This is a genomic window from Sporichthyaceae bacterium (assembly GCA_036269075.1).
Taxonomy (GTDB): domain Bacteria; phylum Actinomycetota; class Actinomycetes; order Sporichthyales; family Sporichthyaceae; genus DASQPJ01.
In genome coordinates, this window is sequence record DATASX010000002.1 from 58,003 (window position 1) to 73,627 (window position 15,625).

The window sequence follows — 15,625 nt, forward strand, 5'->3', positions numbered from 1 at the left end:
GAAGTCCTCATCGATCCCAATACCCGTGGTCGAGGTTTGATTCCCCGGGAGGCTCAGCCTCGCCAGGCGCGGCCCTGGATGACCGCGCCGTTGTGGATCATGAAGCTGCGGACGATGTTGCCGTTGACGACAGCGTCCTTGCCGGTCCAGCCGTTGTGCTCGACGAACTCCTCGATCCAGTCGTCGACCTCCCCCCGGCGCTTGACGCTGGAGAACCGCTCACCGGTGTCCTTCTTGCGCAGGAAGCAGTATTCGACCAAGCCGTCGGCATCGCGGCCGGTGTGGGCGAGGAACTCGCGCAGGATGCTCAACCGCTTGTCCACCTGCTCGGCCGGCTCGGACTCCAGCTTCGCGCTGGCGATCCAGTGCTTGACGGTCCTGGCCGAGCGCAGGTCGTCCGGTGCACTCACGTGGGGAGCCCGAATCTGTCGGCCAGGGCTCGGACCTCGGCGTGCCGCTTGTCGGCGTCCATGCCGTCCTGGAGCATCCCCGCCTCGCGCAGCTTCTCCTTGACGCCGGGGACGTCCTCCCACGGATTGCCGTAGGAGCCGCGGTAGTAGCTGTTCGACAGCGGGCGCCGCGGACGTGCGCCACCGCCGAGTCGGTCCTCGGCGGGGTAGCCGACGAACAACACCCACATCGGGGCCCAGGTGTCCGGGACATTGAGCGCCTTCTTGGCGACCTCGGTGTTGAAGGCGTGCAGGCCGACCCCGAGGCCCTCGTCGACGCCGGCCAGGATCGCCTGGTTGATGGCCAGACCGGTCTCCACGGAGATGGCCCACATGTTGGCCATCTCGATCTGTGACATCGGGGCGATGACCTGGGCGTAGGCCACCTCGTCGACGTAGGTGTGCGACCAGCCGTGGGTGACCGGCAGCGCGCCGAGGTCGACGAGTTCCTTCAGCCGCTGCTGGGCACCGTCGGCGAACTTGGTGTCGCCGTACCAGAAGATGTAGACCGGGGCGAGGTCGAACTGGGTCGTCGTGGTCGGGGTCTTGAGCGACTCGACGATGTCCGGGGGCAGTTCGTCGCGAAGGCAGACGATCGCCTTGGCGAAGTCCGCGTTGACCGCCCGCGAGGAGAGGTTGGCCGCCTCGAGCATGATCTGGATCTTCTCCGGCTCGACCGGACGGTTCGGGTCGAAGAAGCGGATGGTGCGTCGGTCGCCGATGACCTTCTTGAATTCCACGAGGGCTCTCCTGTCGGGAGTGGGCAGGTGCGTCGATGCGGTCAGGGATTGCCGGACTGGGTGGACAGGATCGTGATCGCCAGCGCCGCGTTGTCGGTGCCGAGGAATCCACCGGCGTTCTCGGCCAGGCCCACGCGCGCCGACTCGACCTGGCGGGCGCCGCACCGCCGACGTAGCTGGTCGGCCAGTTCCACGATCTGTGCGCAGCCGGTCGCGCCGATCGGGTGGCCCCGGGAGAGCAGCCCACCGCTCGGGTTGACGACCTGGCGGCCGCCGAGGCGGGTATGCCCCGAGTGCAACAACTTTGGGCCGTCCCCGGCCGGACACAGCCCGAGTTCCTCGTAGGCCATCAGTTCCGCGGGAGCGGCGGCGTCGTGGACCTCGATGACGTCGAGATCGGTCGGGCCGAGTCCGGCGGTCTCGTAGGCCTGCCGGACGGCCAGTTCGAACGACGTCGGTTCGCCTGGTTCCCGATCGCGACCCGAGCGCAGGACCGAGGCGGCGACCCGGACCCGGGCACTGCCGGTGACCCGCTCGCGTCGGGTCACCACGACCGCGGCCGCGCCGTCGCCGATCGGGCTGCACATCAGCAGGGTCAACGGGTCGGAGATGACGCGAGAGCTCAGCACCTCCTCGACCGTGGTCGGGGTCCGGTACTGCGCCTTGGGATTGTGGCTCGCGCTGTCGTGGCTCTTCACCGCGACAGCAGCGAAATCCGCCGCGGTGGCCCCACTGCGCTGCATGTACGAGCGCGTCAGCGCGGCGTAGACGTCCATGAAGAGCGACCGGTCGCCCGCGGGCCCGTCGCCGCCGAAGGTGGCCAGCAACTCCTCGCGTTGGTCCAGATCCAGCGCGGTGCCGATGGCATCGAAGGCGCGTTGCTTGTCGGGGATCGCCATCCGCTCGGCGCCGACTGCCAGCGCCACGTCGACCTGCCCCGCGGCAACGGCGTTGCAAGCGAGATGGAACGCGGTCGACGCCGAGGCGCAGGCGTTCTCCACGTTGACGATCGGCACCCCGAGCAACCCGGTGTGCCGCAACGCGACCTGGCCGCGGATCATCTCCTGACCGGTGATCAGACCTCCGGCAGCGTTGGCGAAGAAGGCCATCTGCACGTCCGCCGCGGCCATCCCGGCGTCGGCCAACGCGGCGGTCACGGCTTCGGTGGTCAGGCTGCGTGCGGTCGCCTGGGGGAACTTCCCGAACGCGGTCATCCCGGTCCCGGCGATGTACACCTCGTGCACGGCTTCTCCTTTCAGGCCTGGGAGTCCCAGGTGTTCGGGGTCAGGCCGCGGGCGCGCAGCACCGCGTACTGATTCCGTTCGGTCGCGGTCTTGGGCAACGAGTCGAGGAATTCCACGTACCTGGGGACCGCGTAGCGGGCCATCCGGTCGCGGCAGTACTCGTGCAACTGCGCCGGGGTGATCCCCGATCCGGGGCGGGCGATCACGCAGGCCTTGATCTCGTCCTCGCCCAGCTCCGACGGGACCGGGTGCGCGGCGCTGTCGACGACCTGCGGGTGGGCGTTCAGGACCGTCTCGATCTCCCAGGCGGAGACGTTCTCCCCGAGTCGACGCATCGACTCCTTCTTGCGGCCCTTGTAGTGGAAGTAGCCGCCCGCGTCGACGACTGCCAGGTCGCCGGAGTGGAACCAGCCGCCGCGGTAGGCGTGCTCGGTCGCCTCCGGGAGTTTGTGATAGTGCGTCAGTCTTCCTGCAGGGTGCCGGAAGACGAGCTCCCCGATCTCATCGGCGGGCAGTGTGTTGTCCTCGTCGTCGACGACGCGGAACTCGACCCCGGCGACGCCCGAAAGTCCCATCGAGCCGACGACCCCATCGTTGTTCAACAGGATGCCGGGCGAGTCGACCATGCCGAACCACTCGATCAGGCGCACCCCGAAGCGCTCCTGGAACGGCTCCCACAGATCCGGCGGGCAGCCCGCGGACAGGGCGACCCGCACGTTGTGGTCCCGGTCGTCCGGCCGAGGTGGCTGCTTCATGAGGATCGAGATCATGCCGCCGAGGGTGGTGAAGGAGACGGCCTCGTGGCGCCGGGCGTCGTCGAAGAACCGGGAGGCGCTGAACTTCGGCGCCAGCGCCAGCTGGGCATCGACGAACATCGACCCGAGCATCGACACCAGCAGTGCATTCGCGTGGAACAGCGGCAGGCCGGTGTACACGGTCTCGCCGGCCTGGATCTCGGCCGCCGCGAGCACGGCGAACAACGGCGTCAGGTCGTAACCGGTGGCGACCACGCCCTTGGGCGGTCCGGTGGTGCCGGAGGTGTAGAGCATGCCCACCCCGCCGGTCGTCTCCGCCAGGTCGATCGAGGGCTCGCTGTCCGCGGCGGACAGCAGCCGGTCGAGCGTCGCGTCGACCCCGTCGCCGACCATGCCGTCCGCGACCACCAGATGCTTCAGCGCAGGCACGCGATTGCGGGCGGAGAGGACCACGTCGCGCAGGTCGTTCTGGAAGACGATCGTGGTCGCGTCGGAGTCGGCGAGGATGTGCTCGAGAGTGACGCCGCGCTGGGAGATGTTCACCGGTACCGAGTAGCCACCGATGAACTGGATGCCCAGGTGCGTCCAGATGAACTCCGGCCGGTTGGCCATCATCAGCGCCACCCGGTCGCCGGGTCGGACGCCGAGCTCGAGAAGACCGTTCGCGGCGCGCAGGCAGTTGCTCAACGCCTCCCGCCAGGTGACCCGCTCGTCCAGCCACTTCAGCCAGACAGCGTCCGGATGGGCCGCGACCCGCTCCCGCATGAGGGCCTCGATCCGACCCTGAGCTCGCGTCATGATCTCCGCCTCCGCGTCCCGGTGAGATCGACCCTGGCACGCCCAACCGTCGGCCGGCTCTGTGAGGGACTGACATGAACCGACGCCTGAGTTGGCACGGTATGCCAATCGCACATCTCCCGCTACGGGGCCGGGCGGAGCCAGCCTGAGCGCCCTGCCCGCCGCCAGGTCACGCATCGCCGCAGGTCAACGCCGTGGTCCGGAGCCGACGTCGGGCCACGGCAGGTCGCCGCCGAACTACCGCGCCACTTGCTGAGCGCACTAGCGTGTGGCTCGAGCAGAAGGGATCGCGCATGAGCCTCACTGATGAGTTCCGCGATGTGTTGGGCAGTTCCGACCGTTTCTACATCGACGGGGAGTGGGTGCGCCCCAGCTCCGACACCACGTTCGAGGTGATCGACTCCGCCACCGAGCTGCCGGTCTTCCGGGTTGCCGAGGCGCAGGCGGCGGACATGAACCACGCCATGGAGGCGGCCCGTCGGGCATTCGACAAGGGCCCGTGGCCGCGCCTGTCGCACGCCGAGCGCGCCGGCTACATGATGCGCTTCGCCGACGTGCTGGCGGCCAAGTCCGCGGCGTACCCGAGCATCTGGCCGCGCGAGTCCGGGGTGCTGCACTCGATCGCGTCGTTCATGTCCTCGATGATCCCGGACCTGTTCCGGTACTACGCGAGCATGGCGCAGACGTACGAGTTCGAGGAGGTCGTGCCGGCCGCGCCGAGCCCGATCTGGGGCGAGAGCTACGGGCTGCGGGTGCGCGAACCGGTCGGCGTGGTTGCCGCGATCGTGCCGTGGAACGGCCCGATGGATCTGGCTGCGCTCAAGCTCGCGCCGGCGTTCATCGCCGGCTGCACCGTGATCCTCAAGATGTCGCCCGAGGCGCCGGCGGCCGGGTACATCCTGGCGGCGGCCGCGGCCGAGGCCGGCCTGCCCGCGGGGGTCCTCAACGTGGTGACCGCCGACCGGGAGGTCTCCGAGCTGCTGGTCCGCGACCCGAGGGTGGACAAGATCGCGTTCACCGGGTCGACGGCCGCGGGCCGGCGCATCGCCTCATTGGCCGGCGAGCGCATCGCGCGGGTCACGCTGGAGTTGGGCGGCAAGTCCGCCGCGGTCATCCTCGACGACGCCGACATCGGGCAGGCGGCGGCGACTCTGGCCGGCGCGGAGTGCTTCCTGTCCGGGCAGGTGTGTGCCTCGCTCACCCGGATCGTGGTGCCGCGCGCCAAGCACGACGAGTTCGCCGAGGCTTTGGGCGCGGCGTTCTCCGCTGTCAACGTGGGCGACCCGTTCGACGCGGCGACGCAGATGGGCCCGCTGACCTCGGCCCGGCTGCGCGACCGCGTCGAGGGCTACATCGCCAAGGGCATCGAGGAGGGCGCACGACTGGTCACCGGCGGCGGCCGGCCCAAGCACCTGGACAAGGGCTACTTCGTCGAGCCGACCGTGTTCGCCGGGGTGAACAACAAGCAGGTCATCGCGCAGGAGGAGATCTTCGGCCCGGTGCTCTCGGTCATCCCCGCCGACAGCGAGCAGGACGCGATCGACATCGCCAACGACTCGATCTACGGGCTCAATGCCGCGGTGTTCACCCCGGACAACAGCCGTGCCCGCCAGGTCGCCGCCCAGCTGCGGTCGGGCACCGTCGGGCACAACAACATGAAACTCGACCTGACCATCGCCTTCGGGGGCTTCAAGCAGTCCGGCATCGGCCGCGAGGGCGGCACCGAGGGGCTGCGGTCCTACCTGGAGACCAAGACAATCCTGCTGGACGGGCCGCCGGGGGCCTGACGGCGTTCGCTCAGCCGTCCGGGACGAACGTCGCGACGAGTTCGTCGAGGCCGACGGCCAGTGTCGGGTCGTCGGTCAGCGGTCGGGTGACCGCTGCGGTGACGGCCCGCCGGATCGGGATGCCCGCGGTGATCAGGTGCCCGGCCGCGACCAGGGCTCGGGTCGACGCGACCTCGCGCAGCGTGCCGGAGTCCAGTCGGCGGATGGCCTGACCGATCCGGACCAGGATCTCCACGGTGTCGGCATCAAGGCCGGTCTCGGTGGCGACGACCTTGTGCTCGACATCGGGCGGCGGGAAGCCGAACTCGATCGCGACCATGCGTTGCCGCGTGGAGTCCTTGAGGTCCTTCAGCACGCTCTGGTAGCCGGGGTTGTAGGACATCACCAGGCAGAATCCATCGGCCGCGTCGAGGGTTACCCCGAGTCGGTCGATGGTGAGTTGGCGGCGGTGGTCGCTGAGCGGGTGGATGACCACGGTGGTGTCCTGGCGGGCTTCCACCACCTCGTCGAGGTAGCAGATCGCGCCTTCCTTGACCGCGCGGGTCAACGGTCCGTCGACCCAGACGGTGTCGCCACCCTCGAGCAGGTGACGGCCGATCAGATCGGCGGCGGTCAGGTCCTCGTGGCAGGCCACGGTGATCAGCGGTCGGCCCAGGCCGGCGGCCATCGCCTCGACGAACCGGGTCTTGCCGCAGCCGGTCGGGCCCTTGAGCAGGATCGCCAGATTCCGTTCGTAGGCGGCGCGGAACAGCTGTTCCTCGTCGCCTACTGCCAGGTAGAACGGGACGCCGTCGCGTGAGCTCACGCCGGTACTCCTTTCCTGCGCTGTCCGGTCCTGCGCTGTCGGGCCACGTCGTCCAACGCCCCGATCAGCAGTCGGGGCATTGCGGGTGCGAGGGCGTCGACGTCGGCAGCGCCGGCGTGCAGCGTCGCGCCGAAAACGCGTTCCAGCAGGTCTTCCGCGGTGGCCGAGGCCAGATCGAGCCCGAGACAGCCGACGCCCGCGGTACGGGCCTCGGCCAAGGCTCTGCGGGCGTCGACCTGGGCGTAGCGGTCCTCGTAGCCGGTGTCGTAAGGGAATCCGTCGGTGACCACGACCAGCACCCGATGCACGCAAGCCCGGTCGGTGGCCAGCAGGTGCGTGGCGTGGCGGATTGCGGCGCCCAGGCGGGTGAAGCCGTCGGCGCACAGGCCGCCGAGCCGGGCCATCTGGTGTGCACCGAACGGCTCGTCGAAGGTCTTGATCGTGGTGAACGTGACGTCGCGGCCCCGGGAGCGGAACGCGTAACCGGCGACCCGGTCCCCGAGGATGTGCAAGGTGTCGATCAGCGCGGCGGCCGCGTCGCGCTGGCGTTCGTAGAGCAGACTGCCGGCGCTGTTGACCTCGTTGGTCGAGCCGGAGGCGTCCAGCAGGACCAGCACGGTCAGTTCCCGCCGGCGTCGCAGGTTGTCCAGGTAGACGGCCACCGGCGGCGTTCGACCGCCGACTGCGATGATCCGGGCCTCGACCGCCGCGTCCAGGTCGAGGTCGTGGCCTCCGGGTTGCCGGCGATGACGGAGCATGCCCAGGCCGACCGGGGCCAGCGCCCGCCGCAGCCCGTCGTGCCGTGCCGGCCGCGGCAGCGGTGCGAGCTCGTCGGGGCCGGGCACGTACTGCGTGACGCTGCACCAGTCCGGTCGGTAGGCGCGCAGACCCTCGTCCCACTCCGGGTACAGCCGAACTCTCGGCATCCGCAGCACCGGCGCCGGTTGCCACGACATCGGGGATCCGGCCCGGATCCCGGAGCGGGGCGGCCGATCGTTGTGGACCGCGGTCGCCAGCCCGGCCTCCCCGTCGGCGCCGGGTTCGGCGCTGCCGTGACTGGGGTTCTTGGGGCGCCGCAATGCCTGGGCCAACGGGCTCACGACTCGGCTGGTCCAGGAGCGGGAGGCCTTGTGGGGCTTGGTCTCCGGCTCGGACGAGGCTTCGGCCTCGGCCCGCGGCAGCGCAGGTGGCAGCGGCGCAGTCGCCGAGACCGTCGGGGCCGGGTCGAGCAACTCGGCGTTGCCTGCGATCCGGTGCGGACGCAGCCGACCGAACCACGGGGGTGCGTCCGGCACGCGATCCCGGCTGCGCGCCACGGCCAGGCAGTCCTCGGGACAGGACAGGTGCATCGGCAGCGGGTCGACTGTCGGGACCGCCCCCGCGGGCAGGACGTCGCCCAGCGCGGCCAGTGCCCGCCGCCCCTCGATCGCGAGATAACGGCGAGCCAGCGCCGGCCGGCCGACCAACTGGCGGGTGACCCGCGGAGCCAGGCCGCCGCCCCGGATCAGCGCGGCCTGCAGCACCACCTGGCGTCGGACGTCGTCGGCGGCGTCGACGTGCACGACCTTCCCGTCGGTCCAGGCCTCCGTCCCGGCGGCGACAACCATCTGACGGCCTGTCAGACAGGCGGCGAGCAGGCCGAACCGGGCCGTCAGTGAGGCGTCGTCGGGCACTGGTCGAGCCTCGGGTTCCCGGCGTTCCGTCAGCCGGCCAGGCTGCGGAACACCTGCGCCGGTGTGGTGCCGACCCCGCCGTGGCGTCGGGCCCAGTCGGTGAGGGTGGCCAGGTCGGGGGAGTCGACGGCGGAGGGGGCGACGTCCAGGAGGCCGTCGAAGATCTCCCCGGTGGTCCCGTCGACGGTCACGGTGCGGCCCTTGAGGGCTTCGGTGGTGCCGAGCCCGCAGCCGACCACGCAGGGTGTGCCCAGTTCCCGGGAGACGACGGCGGCGTGGCTGGTGGCCCCGCCGACCTCGGTGACCACGGCGGTGGCCAGGATCATCCCGGGCACGTCGTCGGGGTCGGTGGTGGGCCGGACCAGGACGGTTTCGGTGCCGTTGTCGTCGAGGGTCTCGGCCTCCTCGTAGGACAGGGCGACCATGCCGCGGCCGACGCCCGGGGAGGCGGGATCGCCGGTGGCGAGCAGGGTTGCGGCGGCGCGGGCGGCGGGGTCGATGCGGGGTCGGCAGACGATCTCGATCTGGGTGGCGCTGATCCGGGCGACGGCTTGCTCCGTGGTGATCAGGCCGTCGGTGCACATTGCCACTGCCAGCCGGATGGCGGCGTCGGGGGAGCGTTTGGCGTTGCGGGTCTGCAGCAGATGCAGGCGGCCTTCCTGGACGGTGTACTCGATGTCCTGCACGTCGCGCGCGTGTGCTTCCAGGCGGGCCGCGGCCTCGAGCAGTTGGGCGTGCACCGCCGGCTGCGCGGCGGCCAGTTCGGTCAGGGGCAGTGCGTCGAAGCGGCCGGAGACGACGTCCTCGCCCTGCCCGCCGGGCAGCCACTGGCCGAACGGTGCGGAAGCGCCGGTGCGGGGGTCGCGGGTGAACAACACGCCGGTGCCGGAGTCGGCGCCGAGGTTGCCGAAGACCATGGCCTGAACGGTCACCGAGGTGCCGCCCGTCTCCGGGATGCCGTGGTGGGCGCGGTAGGCGCGGGCGCGGTCGCTGGTCCAGGAGGAGAACACCGCCCGGACCGCGGCTTCCAGTTGGTCCCACGGGTCATCGGCCGGGGGTGCGCCGACGATGCGGGTGAACTGTTCGTCGAACCGGCGTGCCAGGTCCGCGACGAAGGCGGAATCCCCGGACTCCTGGGCCAGTGCCGCCGCGGTGGTCGAGGTCAGGCCGAGGTTCAGGACGCTGTCCATCATCCCGGGCATGCTTTGCGCAGCACCGGAGCGCACCGAGACCAGCAGCGGCCGTGAGGCGGCACCGAACCCGCGCCCGACCTCGGTCGCCAACTCAGCCACCGCGGCGCGGATCCCTTCGGCCAGCGCCGGGTCCAGGTCGTCGCGCTCCAGGTGCCGCAGGCACTCGTCGGTGGTGACCACGAACGCGGCCGGCACCGGCATCCCCAACGAGCGCATGTGGTTGATGCCCCACGCCTTGCCCCCGACCGTGGCCCGATCGAGCTCGCCCGCACCCGACAGATGGATTACCGCCACCAGTCCGCTCCGTCTCGTCGGCGACTCCTCGACCCACTCTGGTCCAGGCGCGGGGGCTTCTCAAGGGCGGAATCCCGCAAGGTGCTGCGGGAAACCCCGACGCCGACGGTGCCCGGCCCGTAGGAACTACGGCCCGGCCGCGGGCAAGATCCCCCACGGTAGCCTTTGGGCGTGTCCCGCTCGCCCGTGCCTCAGGACGTGCTGGAACTACCTGCGTTCGCGGCGATCTTTCTTGTCCTGACCGTGCGCGAGGGGTCCGAGGACGCGGTTCGCGAGATGCTCGCCGATGCCGCCGGGCTGACCCGCTCCGTGGGCTTCCGGGAGCCCGAGGGCAACCTGAGTTGCGTGCTCGGCATCGGGGCCGGGCTGTGGAGCAGGCTCTACGACCTGCCCGCGCCGATCGGGCTGCACCCGTTGCCGGTGTTCGCCGGTGCCGTCCACACCACGGTGACCACGCCCGGGGACCTGCTGGTGCACCTGCGCGCCCGGCGCGCCGACCTGTGCTTCGAGTTGGCCCGGCAGATCGTGGACAGCCTGGACGGGGCGGCCGACGTGGTCGACGAGGTCCATGGATTCCGGTACTTCGACGAACGGGACCTGCTCGGATTCGTCGACGGAACCGAGAACCCGAGCGGAGTCGCCGCCGCGGACGCGGTGACCATCGGCCCCGAGGACCCGGCGTACGCGGGCGGCAGCTATCTGATCGTCCAGAAATACCTGCACGACCTCCAGGCGTGGAACGCACTGTCGGTCGAGGAGCAGGAGAAGGCGATCGGCCGCCGGAAGCTCGACGACATCGAACTGTCCGAAGCAGTGAAGCCGTCGAACTCGCACGTCGCGTTGAACACCATCACCGGCCCGGACGGTGAACAACGGAAGATCCTGCGCGACAACATGCCTTTCGGCACTGTGGGGACCCGCGAGTACGGCACCTACTTCGCCGGCTACGCCGCCACGCCGGAGGTGATCGAGCAGATGCTGAACAACATGTTCGTGGGTAACCCACCGGGTAACCACGACCGGATCCTGGACTTCTCCCGGCCGGTCACCGGGGGCCTGTTCTTCATACCCACCAAGGATTTCCTCGACGACCCACCTACGGCGGGGAGCGAGGTGCCGGACGAGGAATCCGCGCCGGCAGAGGCGGACGGCAGCCTGGCCATCGGCAGTCTCAGAAGGAGCGGTACACCGTGAACAATCTGCATCGCGAACTCGCGCCGATCTCTGACGCGGCGTGGACCCAGATCGAGGCCGAGGCCCGCCGCACGTTCATCGGCACTGTGGCCGCCCGTCGCGTCGTCGACGTGGTCGGCCCCGGTGGGACGGCCCTGTCCGCGGTGGGCACCGGTCACCTGCGGCCTGTCGTCTCCCCGGCGGACTCGGTGATCGCCAATCTGCGCGAGGTCGCACCGTTGGTCGAGCTGCGGGTGCCGTTCACGGTCTCCCGGGCCGCGGTCGACGACGTCGAACGCGGCGCCGCCGACTCCGACTGGCAGCCGGTCAAGGACGCCGCCCGGAGCATCGCGTTGGCCGAGGACCGCGCCGTCATCCACGGCTTCGCCGCGGCCGGGATCGGTGGGATCGAACCCGGGGGTTCCAACCCGGCGTTGTCGCTGCCCGCCGCCGTCCAGGCGATCCCGCGCACGGTCGCGCAGGCGATTGAGACGCTGCGTCAGGCAGGCGTCGCCGGCCCGTACAACCTGCTGCTCTCGGCCGACACCTACACCGCCGTCGCGGCCGGCTCCGACGAGGGCTACCCGGTTCAGGAGCACATCGAGCAGTTGCTGGCCGACGGGCAGATCATCTGGGCGCCGGCGCTGGCGGGCGGGCTGCTGATCTCCGCGCGCGGTGGCGACTACCAGTTGCACCTCGGGCAGGACCTCTCGATCGGGTACCTGTCGCACGACGGTCAGCGGGTCGAGCTCTACCTGCAGGAGTCGCTGACGTTCCTGGCCCTCACTGCGGAGGCCAGCGTCCACCTCCCGGCCGGGGGCTGAGCGGGCTCAGCCCGCGCTCTTCGTGGCAACCAGGCGCAGCACGGTCTCGGCGATGCCGTGCGAGAGGTCCAGGTAGAAGTTCCGGCCCGCGTCGAGGAACGCGCCCTCGGTGCTCGTGCCCAGCGCGAGCAGGATCAGGCCCTCCTCGTCGGAGCTGATCGGCACCGCGATGACCGCGGAGACGCCCTGGTCCGCGAGCAGATGCTCGACCAGTGAGTCGGGGTCGCCGCCCATCACGAACCGGGCCGGGTTGCCCGCGCGCACCTGCTCGAGCACGCCGACGATGATCTGCGAGATCGACGAGGCAATCGTCGTCCCGGCCTCGAAGACGCTCTCGGCCAGCGACCACGAACTCAGGATCGTGATCGTGGGATCGCCCTCCGGATGCGAGCAGAACGCCGCATACCAGAGGTCGAATCGCGGCCGCAGGAACTGCACGAGCGCCGTGAGCGCCTCGTCCAGCGTCGTCGCGCTGCGCACGGCGTCCGTGGCCTGCGAGACCAGTCTCGTGTCCGAGTTCATGGGCACCGACCCGAATCGTCCTTCGCTCTGCCGCCATCAGCGTAGGCCTTGTGGACGATGTCCACACTGTATACATTGTGGCGGCGGAGGGCCGACATGACTGAGCTGGACCTGCACGCCCCGAATCCGATGCACTGCCACTGCGGACCGGACGACGTCTGGTCCACGGTGAACACCCGGGAGAACTACGCCGGGGTCATGAGTCCGCTCGGCGCCAGCCTCTGGCTGCCGCTCTGCGACCGCGCCGTCGCCGGTTCGTTCGCCGACATCGGGGTGGTGAGCCAGAGTCGGATCGGAGCCGAGGCGACCGCCCGACCGGCCTGCTCGGCGGTGTTCTACGGCCGCTACACCGCCGGGATCAGCTACTTCCGCCGGATGAGCGAGCTCATCCCGGGAGACTCCGGTGCCTCGTTCGAGGAGCAGTACTTCGCGTCGGCGCGCACCGACCCGGCGCCCCGGTCCCGGCGGCGCCACCCGGTGATTGCGGTCAAGGCCCCGGTGGCCACGGCTCGACTGCGTCGGCGCTTCGCGCAGTGTGCTGCCCGCACGGACACCTGGTGGCGGTTCGCGACCTCGGCTGCCGGGGCGGCTCGGCCCGCCGACGTCCAACTGCGAGAGGCGTTGGTGCGGCTCGAGGACGTCATGCGGGTGCACATGGTGATCTGCTTCGTCGCGCAGGGTGTGTTCGACACGTTGGGCAAGCTCGCGGCCGGCGTCGACCGCCCCGGCCTGCACCTGCAACTGGCCACCGGGTACGGGCAGATGGCCGAATTGGAACTGGTGGCAACCCTCGACCGGGTGGCGCACGGAGAGGCGACCCTCGCGGAATTCCTTGCCGAGTACGGCTTCCGCTGCGCCGGCGAGATCGAGCTCTCCCAGCCGACGTGGCGCGAGGCACCGGAGACGATCGAGCGGATGGTGGTGAAGTACCGCGCCGCGCAGCGACCCGACCCGGCCGCGCAGACCCGGGCCCGGGCCGCGGTGCGGGAGGCGGCGCAGGCCGAGTTGCTGACCGCCTTGCCGCGCGCCAAGCGCCCGGTCGCGACGCTGTTGATGCGCCTGGCGCGCACGTTCATCCCGATGCGCGAGGAGGGGAAAGCCGCGCTGGCAAAGGGTTTCGACGGCACCCGGGTGGCCTGCCGGGCCCGTGGTCGGGAGCTGGTGGCCGACGATGTCATCGACGCCGAGGACGACGTCTTCTATCTGGCCGCGGACGAGATCCGCGGGACGCCGCCGGCCGATGCCCGCGCGGCGGTGGCGCACCGCCGGGCGCTGCGCGCGGCCTACCAGAAGTTCGACCTGCCCGACCACTGGATCGGGGCGCCCGAGCCGATCCCGATCGTGTCCGACGGCGAGGCCCGGGCCGAGTTCGTCAGCGGGACCGCGGCCGCGCACGGCGTCGTGCAGGGCTACGCGCGGGTGCTGCACAGCGCGGACGAGTGCGACCAACTGGAGCCCGAGGAGATCCTGGTCTGCCACACCACCGACCCGTCGTGGGCCTCGGCCTTCCACCTGGCGGCCGCGGCCGTGATCGACGTCGGGTCGATCTCTTCGCACGGCGCGATCGTGGCCCGCGAGATGGGCCTGCCGTGTGTCATCGGCACCGGGAACGGCACGGCGCTGCTGCGCACCGGCGACCTCCTACGGGTCGACGGGGCCGCCGGAACCGTCACGGTGCTCGAGCCCGCGACGTGAGTGAACGCGGGTACCGCAGCTTTCTGCAGTTGCCCGCGATCGTCGCGGCGGCCCGGCGGATCGCCGACACCGAAGGCCTCTCCGCGGTCTCCATGCGCAGTCTGGCCGAGGCGTTGGACTGCACCCCCCGGGCGCTGTACCGGCATGTGGCCGGCAAGGACGAGGTTCTGGAACTGCTCGCCGACGCTGCGCTGGGGGAGCTGCCGCCGCCGGGGGTCGGGCCGGACTGGGAGGAGGCACTGGTCTGGTTCTTCGCCGCCATGCGGGACCTGCTGGTCGAGTCTCCTGCGGTCGCGGAGATCGTGGCCCAGTACCCGGTGGCCGGGCCGAACTTCCGGGCCCACGGCGAGGCCGTGGTGACCGTGCTGCTGTCCGCGGGATTCGAACCCGGCGACGCCGTCGAGGCCATGGTCGCGATCGGACAGTTCACCATCGGCGCGGCTTTGCCCGGCACCGGGCAACGCCTGCACGAGGCCTATCGGGCGCTGGACCAGATCGACAGTCGGTCCACGTTGGGCCAGGTGCGAGCGCACTTCGTGCGGGCGCAGGCGCAGGCGCATTTCCGGACCGCGTTGCGCCGGATGCTGGGCGCCTACCGGCCGGCGATTGACATGTGACGATGCGTCAGGGGCGGGCCGTCAGAAGGGTGGCCTCTCGGGGAGGGCCGGTGGCCGGGGGTTGGGTGGCCGGACCTTCTCGGTGGGCGGGTCGATGCCGTCGGGGTCGGGTGGCCGGGTTCGGTAGGTGCGGCCTGATGGTGTGGTCAGGGTCAGGGTTCCGTCGGGTTCCTGGGTGGCTTTCCAGCCGCGCAGGTGCTTGATGCGGTGGTGTTTGGGGCAGCGCAGGGCCAGGTTCTTGGTGAGGGTGGGGCCGCCTTGGCCGTGGGCGGTGGTGTGGTCGTGCTCGGTGCGGGTGGCCCGGCAGCCGGGGTGCACGCAATGCTGGTCACGGGCTTTCACGTAGTGGGCTTGGGCCGCGGTGGGCAGGCGGCGGGTGGGGTCGGCGTTCAGGTCGGGGTCGGTGGAGATGATCTGGATCTGGTAGCTGATCCGGGGTGCCATGTCGGGTGGGAAGCAGATAGTCGACCAGCGCGTCGGCACGGACGGCGTCGATGCCGCGCTCATCCCCTGGGGTGATGGCCTGGTGCGCGGTGGCGTCGATGACTGCGAAGGCGGCCTGTGCGACCGGGGTGGGCAGGGTGGCTTCCAGGGCGGACATGCCGTCCCCGATCTCCCACATCTTCACCGAGCGTTGCGCGATGGCCTTGGCACGGCGCTTGGCAACCGCGTCCGCGTCGACGCGGGCCACGGCGCGGCGGGTGGCCCGGCGCAGGTTGGCCGGGGTGAGTCCTTCGGCCTTGCCCAGCGTTGCCGCCTCGACCTGCGCGAGCAGTTCGGCGTCGAGCTCGGCGGTCTCCTCCAGGATCACCCGGGCCTTGGCCAGGGTGATCCGCCCGGCGCACACCGCGGCCACCGTGGCGGGCAGGCGCCGGGTCAACTCGACCGCGAGATGGACCCGGTGATCACTGGTCCGATCAGCCAGGCCCAACTCCAGGGCGACCTCGGCGTAGGCCGAACGCTCGGCGAAGTCCAACTCCTGGGACTGCTCCCAGGTCTGCGGGTCCACCCAGGCGGGGCGCTCCGCCTCGTGCCGGTCCAGGGAGTCCGCGACCC

15 protein-coding genes are annotated in these 15,625 nt (G+C 70.7%); 5 read left to right on the forward strand and 10 right to left on the reverse strand.

Going from position 1 to position 15,625, the window contains the following annotated elements:
* Window positions 1-53: 53 nt before the first annotated feature.
* The 4 genes from VHU88_00280 to VHU88_00295 are packed head-to-tail and all read right to left on the reverse strand — an operon-like array spanning window position 54 to window position 3,986.
* Window positions 54-410: a hypothetical protein gene (locus tag VHU88_00280; protein HEX3610097.1), complete on the reverse strand. Its 357-nt coding sequence runs from the start codon at window positions 408-410 to the stop codon at window positions 54-56.
* A complete protein-coding gene (locus VHU88_00285) occupies window positions 407-1,189 on the reverse strand; it encodes a nitroreductase family protein (GenBank protein HEX3610098.1) in 783 nt (260 codons plus the stop codon). Before VHU88_00285 ends, VHU88_00280 begins: the two co-directional genes overlap by 4 nt.
* Before the next feature lie 41 nt (window positions 1,190-1,230).
* Window positions 1,231-2,433: a thiolase family protein gene (locus VHU88_00290; protein ID HEX3610099.1), complete on the reverse strand. Its 1,203-nt coding sequence runs from the start codon at window positions 2,431-2,433 to the stop codon at window positions 1,231-1,233.
* 11 nt (window positions 2,434-2,444) lie between these two features.
* Window positions 2,445-3,986, reverse strand: coding sequence for an AMP-binding protein (locus VHU88_00295; protein HEX3610100.1), 1,542 nt, complete (start codon window positions 3,984-3,986; stop codon window positions 2,445-2,447).
* A gap of 293 nt (window positions 3,987-4,279) precedes the next feature.
* On the opposite strand from VHU88_00295, the gene VHU88_00300 reads away from it, so the two are divergent.
* Window positions 4,280-5,773, forward strand: a complete 1,494-nt coding sequence (locus VHU88_00300; GenBank protein ID HEX3610101.1) for an aldehyde dehydrogenase — start codon at window positions 4,280-4,282, stop codon at window positions 5,771-5,773.
* A 10-nt stretch (window positions 5,774-5,783) separates the two neighbouring features.
* Here VHU88_00300 and VHU88_00305 read toward each other — a convergent pair whose 3' ends face one another.
* The 3 genes from VHU88_00305 to VHU88_00315 are packed head-to-tail and all read right to left on the reverse strand — an operon-like array spanning window position 5,784 to window position 9,738.
* Window positions 5,784-6,578 (reverse strand): CbbQ/NirQ/NorQ/GpvN family protein, encoded by a 795-nt coding sequence (locus VHU88_00305; GenBank protein ID HEX3610102.1) that lies wholly within the window; start codon window positions 6,576-6,578, stop codon window positions 5,784-5,786.
* On the reverse strand, window positions 6,575-8,251 hold the full coding sequence (locus tag VHU88_00310) for a VWA domain-containing protein (GenBank protein ID HEX3610103.1): 1,677 nt from the start codon (window positions 8,249-8,251) through the stop codon (window positions 6,575-6,577). The genes VHU88_00305 and VHU88_00310 overlap by 4 nt, the downstream gene beginning before the upstream one ends.
* 29 nt (window positions 8,252-8,280) lie before the next feature.
* The gene (locus VHU88_00315; protein ID HEX3610104.1) at window positions 8,281-9,738 is read right to left on the reverse strand and encodes a pyruvate, phosphate dikinase; all 1,458 of its coding nucleotides are present in this window, start codon (window positions 9,736-9,738) and stop codon (window positions 8,281-8,283) included.
* 171 nt (window positions 9,739-9,909) lie between these two features.
* Between VHU88_00315 and VHU88_00320 the strand changes: the two genes are divergently transcribed.
* Window positions 9,910-10,932, forward strand: coding sequence for a Dyp-type peroxidase (locus tag VHU88_00320; GenBank protein HEX3610105.1), 1,023 nt, complete (start codon window positions 9,910-9,912; stop codon window positions 10,930-10,932).
* Window positions 10,929-11,735: a family 1 encapsulin nanocompartment shell protein gene (locus VHU88_00325; protein ID HEX3610106.1), complete on the forward strand. Its 807-nt coding sequence runs from the start codon at window positions 10,929-10,931 to the stop codon at window positions 11,733-11,735. Before VHU88_00320 ends, VHU88_00325 begins: the two co-directional genes overlap by 4 nt.
* 6 nt (window positions 11,736-11,741) lie before the next feature.
* On the opposite strand, the gene VHU88_00330 is transcribed toward VHU88_00325, so the two are convergent.
* A complete protein-coding gene (locus VHU88_00330) occupies window positions 11,742-12,263 on the reverse strand; it encodes a hypothetical protein (protein HEX3610107.1) in 522 nt (173 codons plus the stop codon).
* A 90-nt stretch (window positions 12,264-12,353) separates the two neighbouring features.
* Between VHU88_00330 and VHU88_00335 the strand changes: the two genes are divergently transcribed.
* Window positions 12,354-13,952: a PEP-utilizing enzyme gene (locus VHU88_00335; protein HEX3610108.1), complete on the forward strand. Its 1,599-nt coding sequence runs from the start codon at window positions 12,354-12,356 to the stop codon at window positions 13,950-13,952.
* Window positions 13,949-14,569, forward strand: coding sequence for a TetR/AcrR family transcriptional regulator C-terminal domain-containing protein (locus VHU88_00340; protein ID HEX3610109.1), 621 nt, complete (start codon window positions 13,949-13,951; stop codon window positions 14,567-14,569). The genes VHU88_00335 and VHU88_00340 overlap by 4 nt, the downstream gene beginning before the upstream one ends.
* 21 nt (window positions 14,570-14,590) lie before the next feature.
* Here VHU88_00340 and VHU88_00345 read toward each other — a convergent pair whose 3' ends face one another.
* Window positions 14,591-14,911, reverse strand: coding sequence for an HNH endonuclease signature motif containing protein (locus VHU88_00345; GenBank protein ID HEX3610110.1), 321 nt, complete (start codon window positions 14,909-14,911; stop codon window positions 14,591-14,593).
* Window positions 14,898-15,625, reverse strand: a 728-nt coding sequence (locus tag VHU88_00350; protein ID HEX3610111.1) for a DUF222 domain-containing protein, incomplete at its 5' end; no start/stop codon positions are given. The genes VHU88_00350 and VHU88_00345, both read right to left, overlap by 14 nt.

Excerpts from the sequence above, each read along its gene's own strand:
- VHU88_00295 (HEX3610100.1), bottom strand. The coding sequence starts at position 3,986 with ATGACGCGAGCTCAGGGTCGGATCGAGGCCCTCATGCGGGAGCGGGTC.
- VHU88_00300 (HEX3610101.1), top strand. The coding sequence starts at position 4,280 with ATGAGCCTCACTGATGAGTTCCGCGATGTGTTGGGCAGTTCCGACCGT.
- VHU88_00335 (HEX3610108.1), top strand. The coding sequence starts at position 12,354 with ATGACTGAGCTGGACCTGCACGCCCCGAATCCGATGCACTGCCACTGC.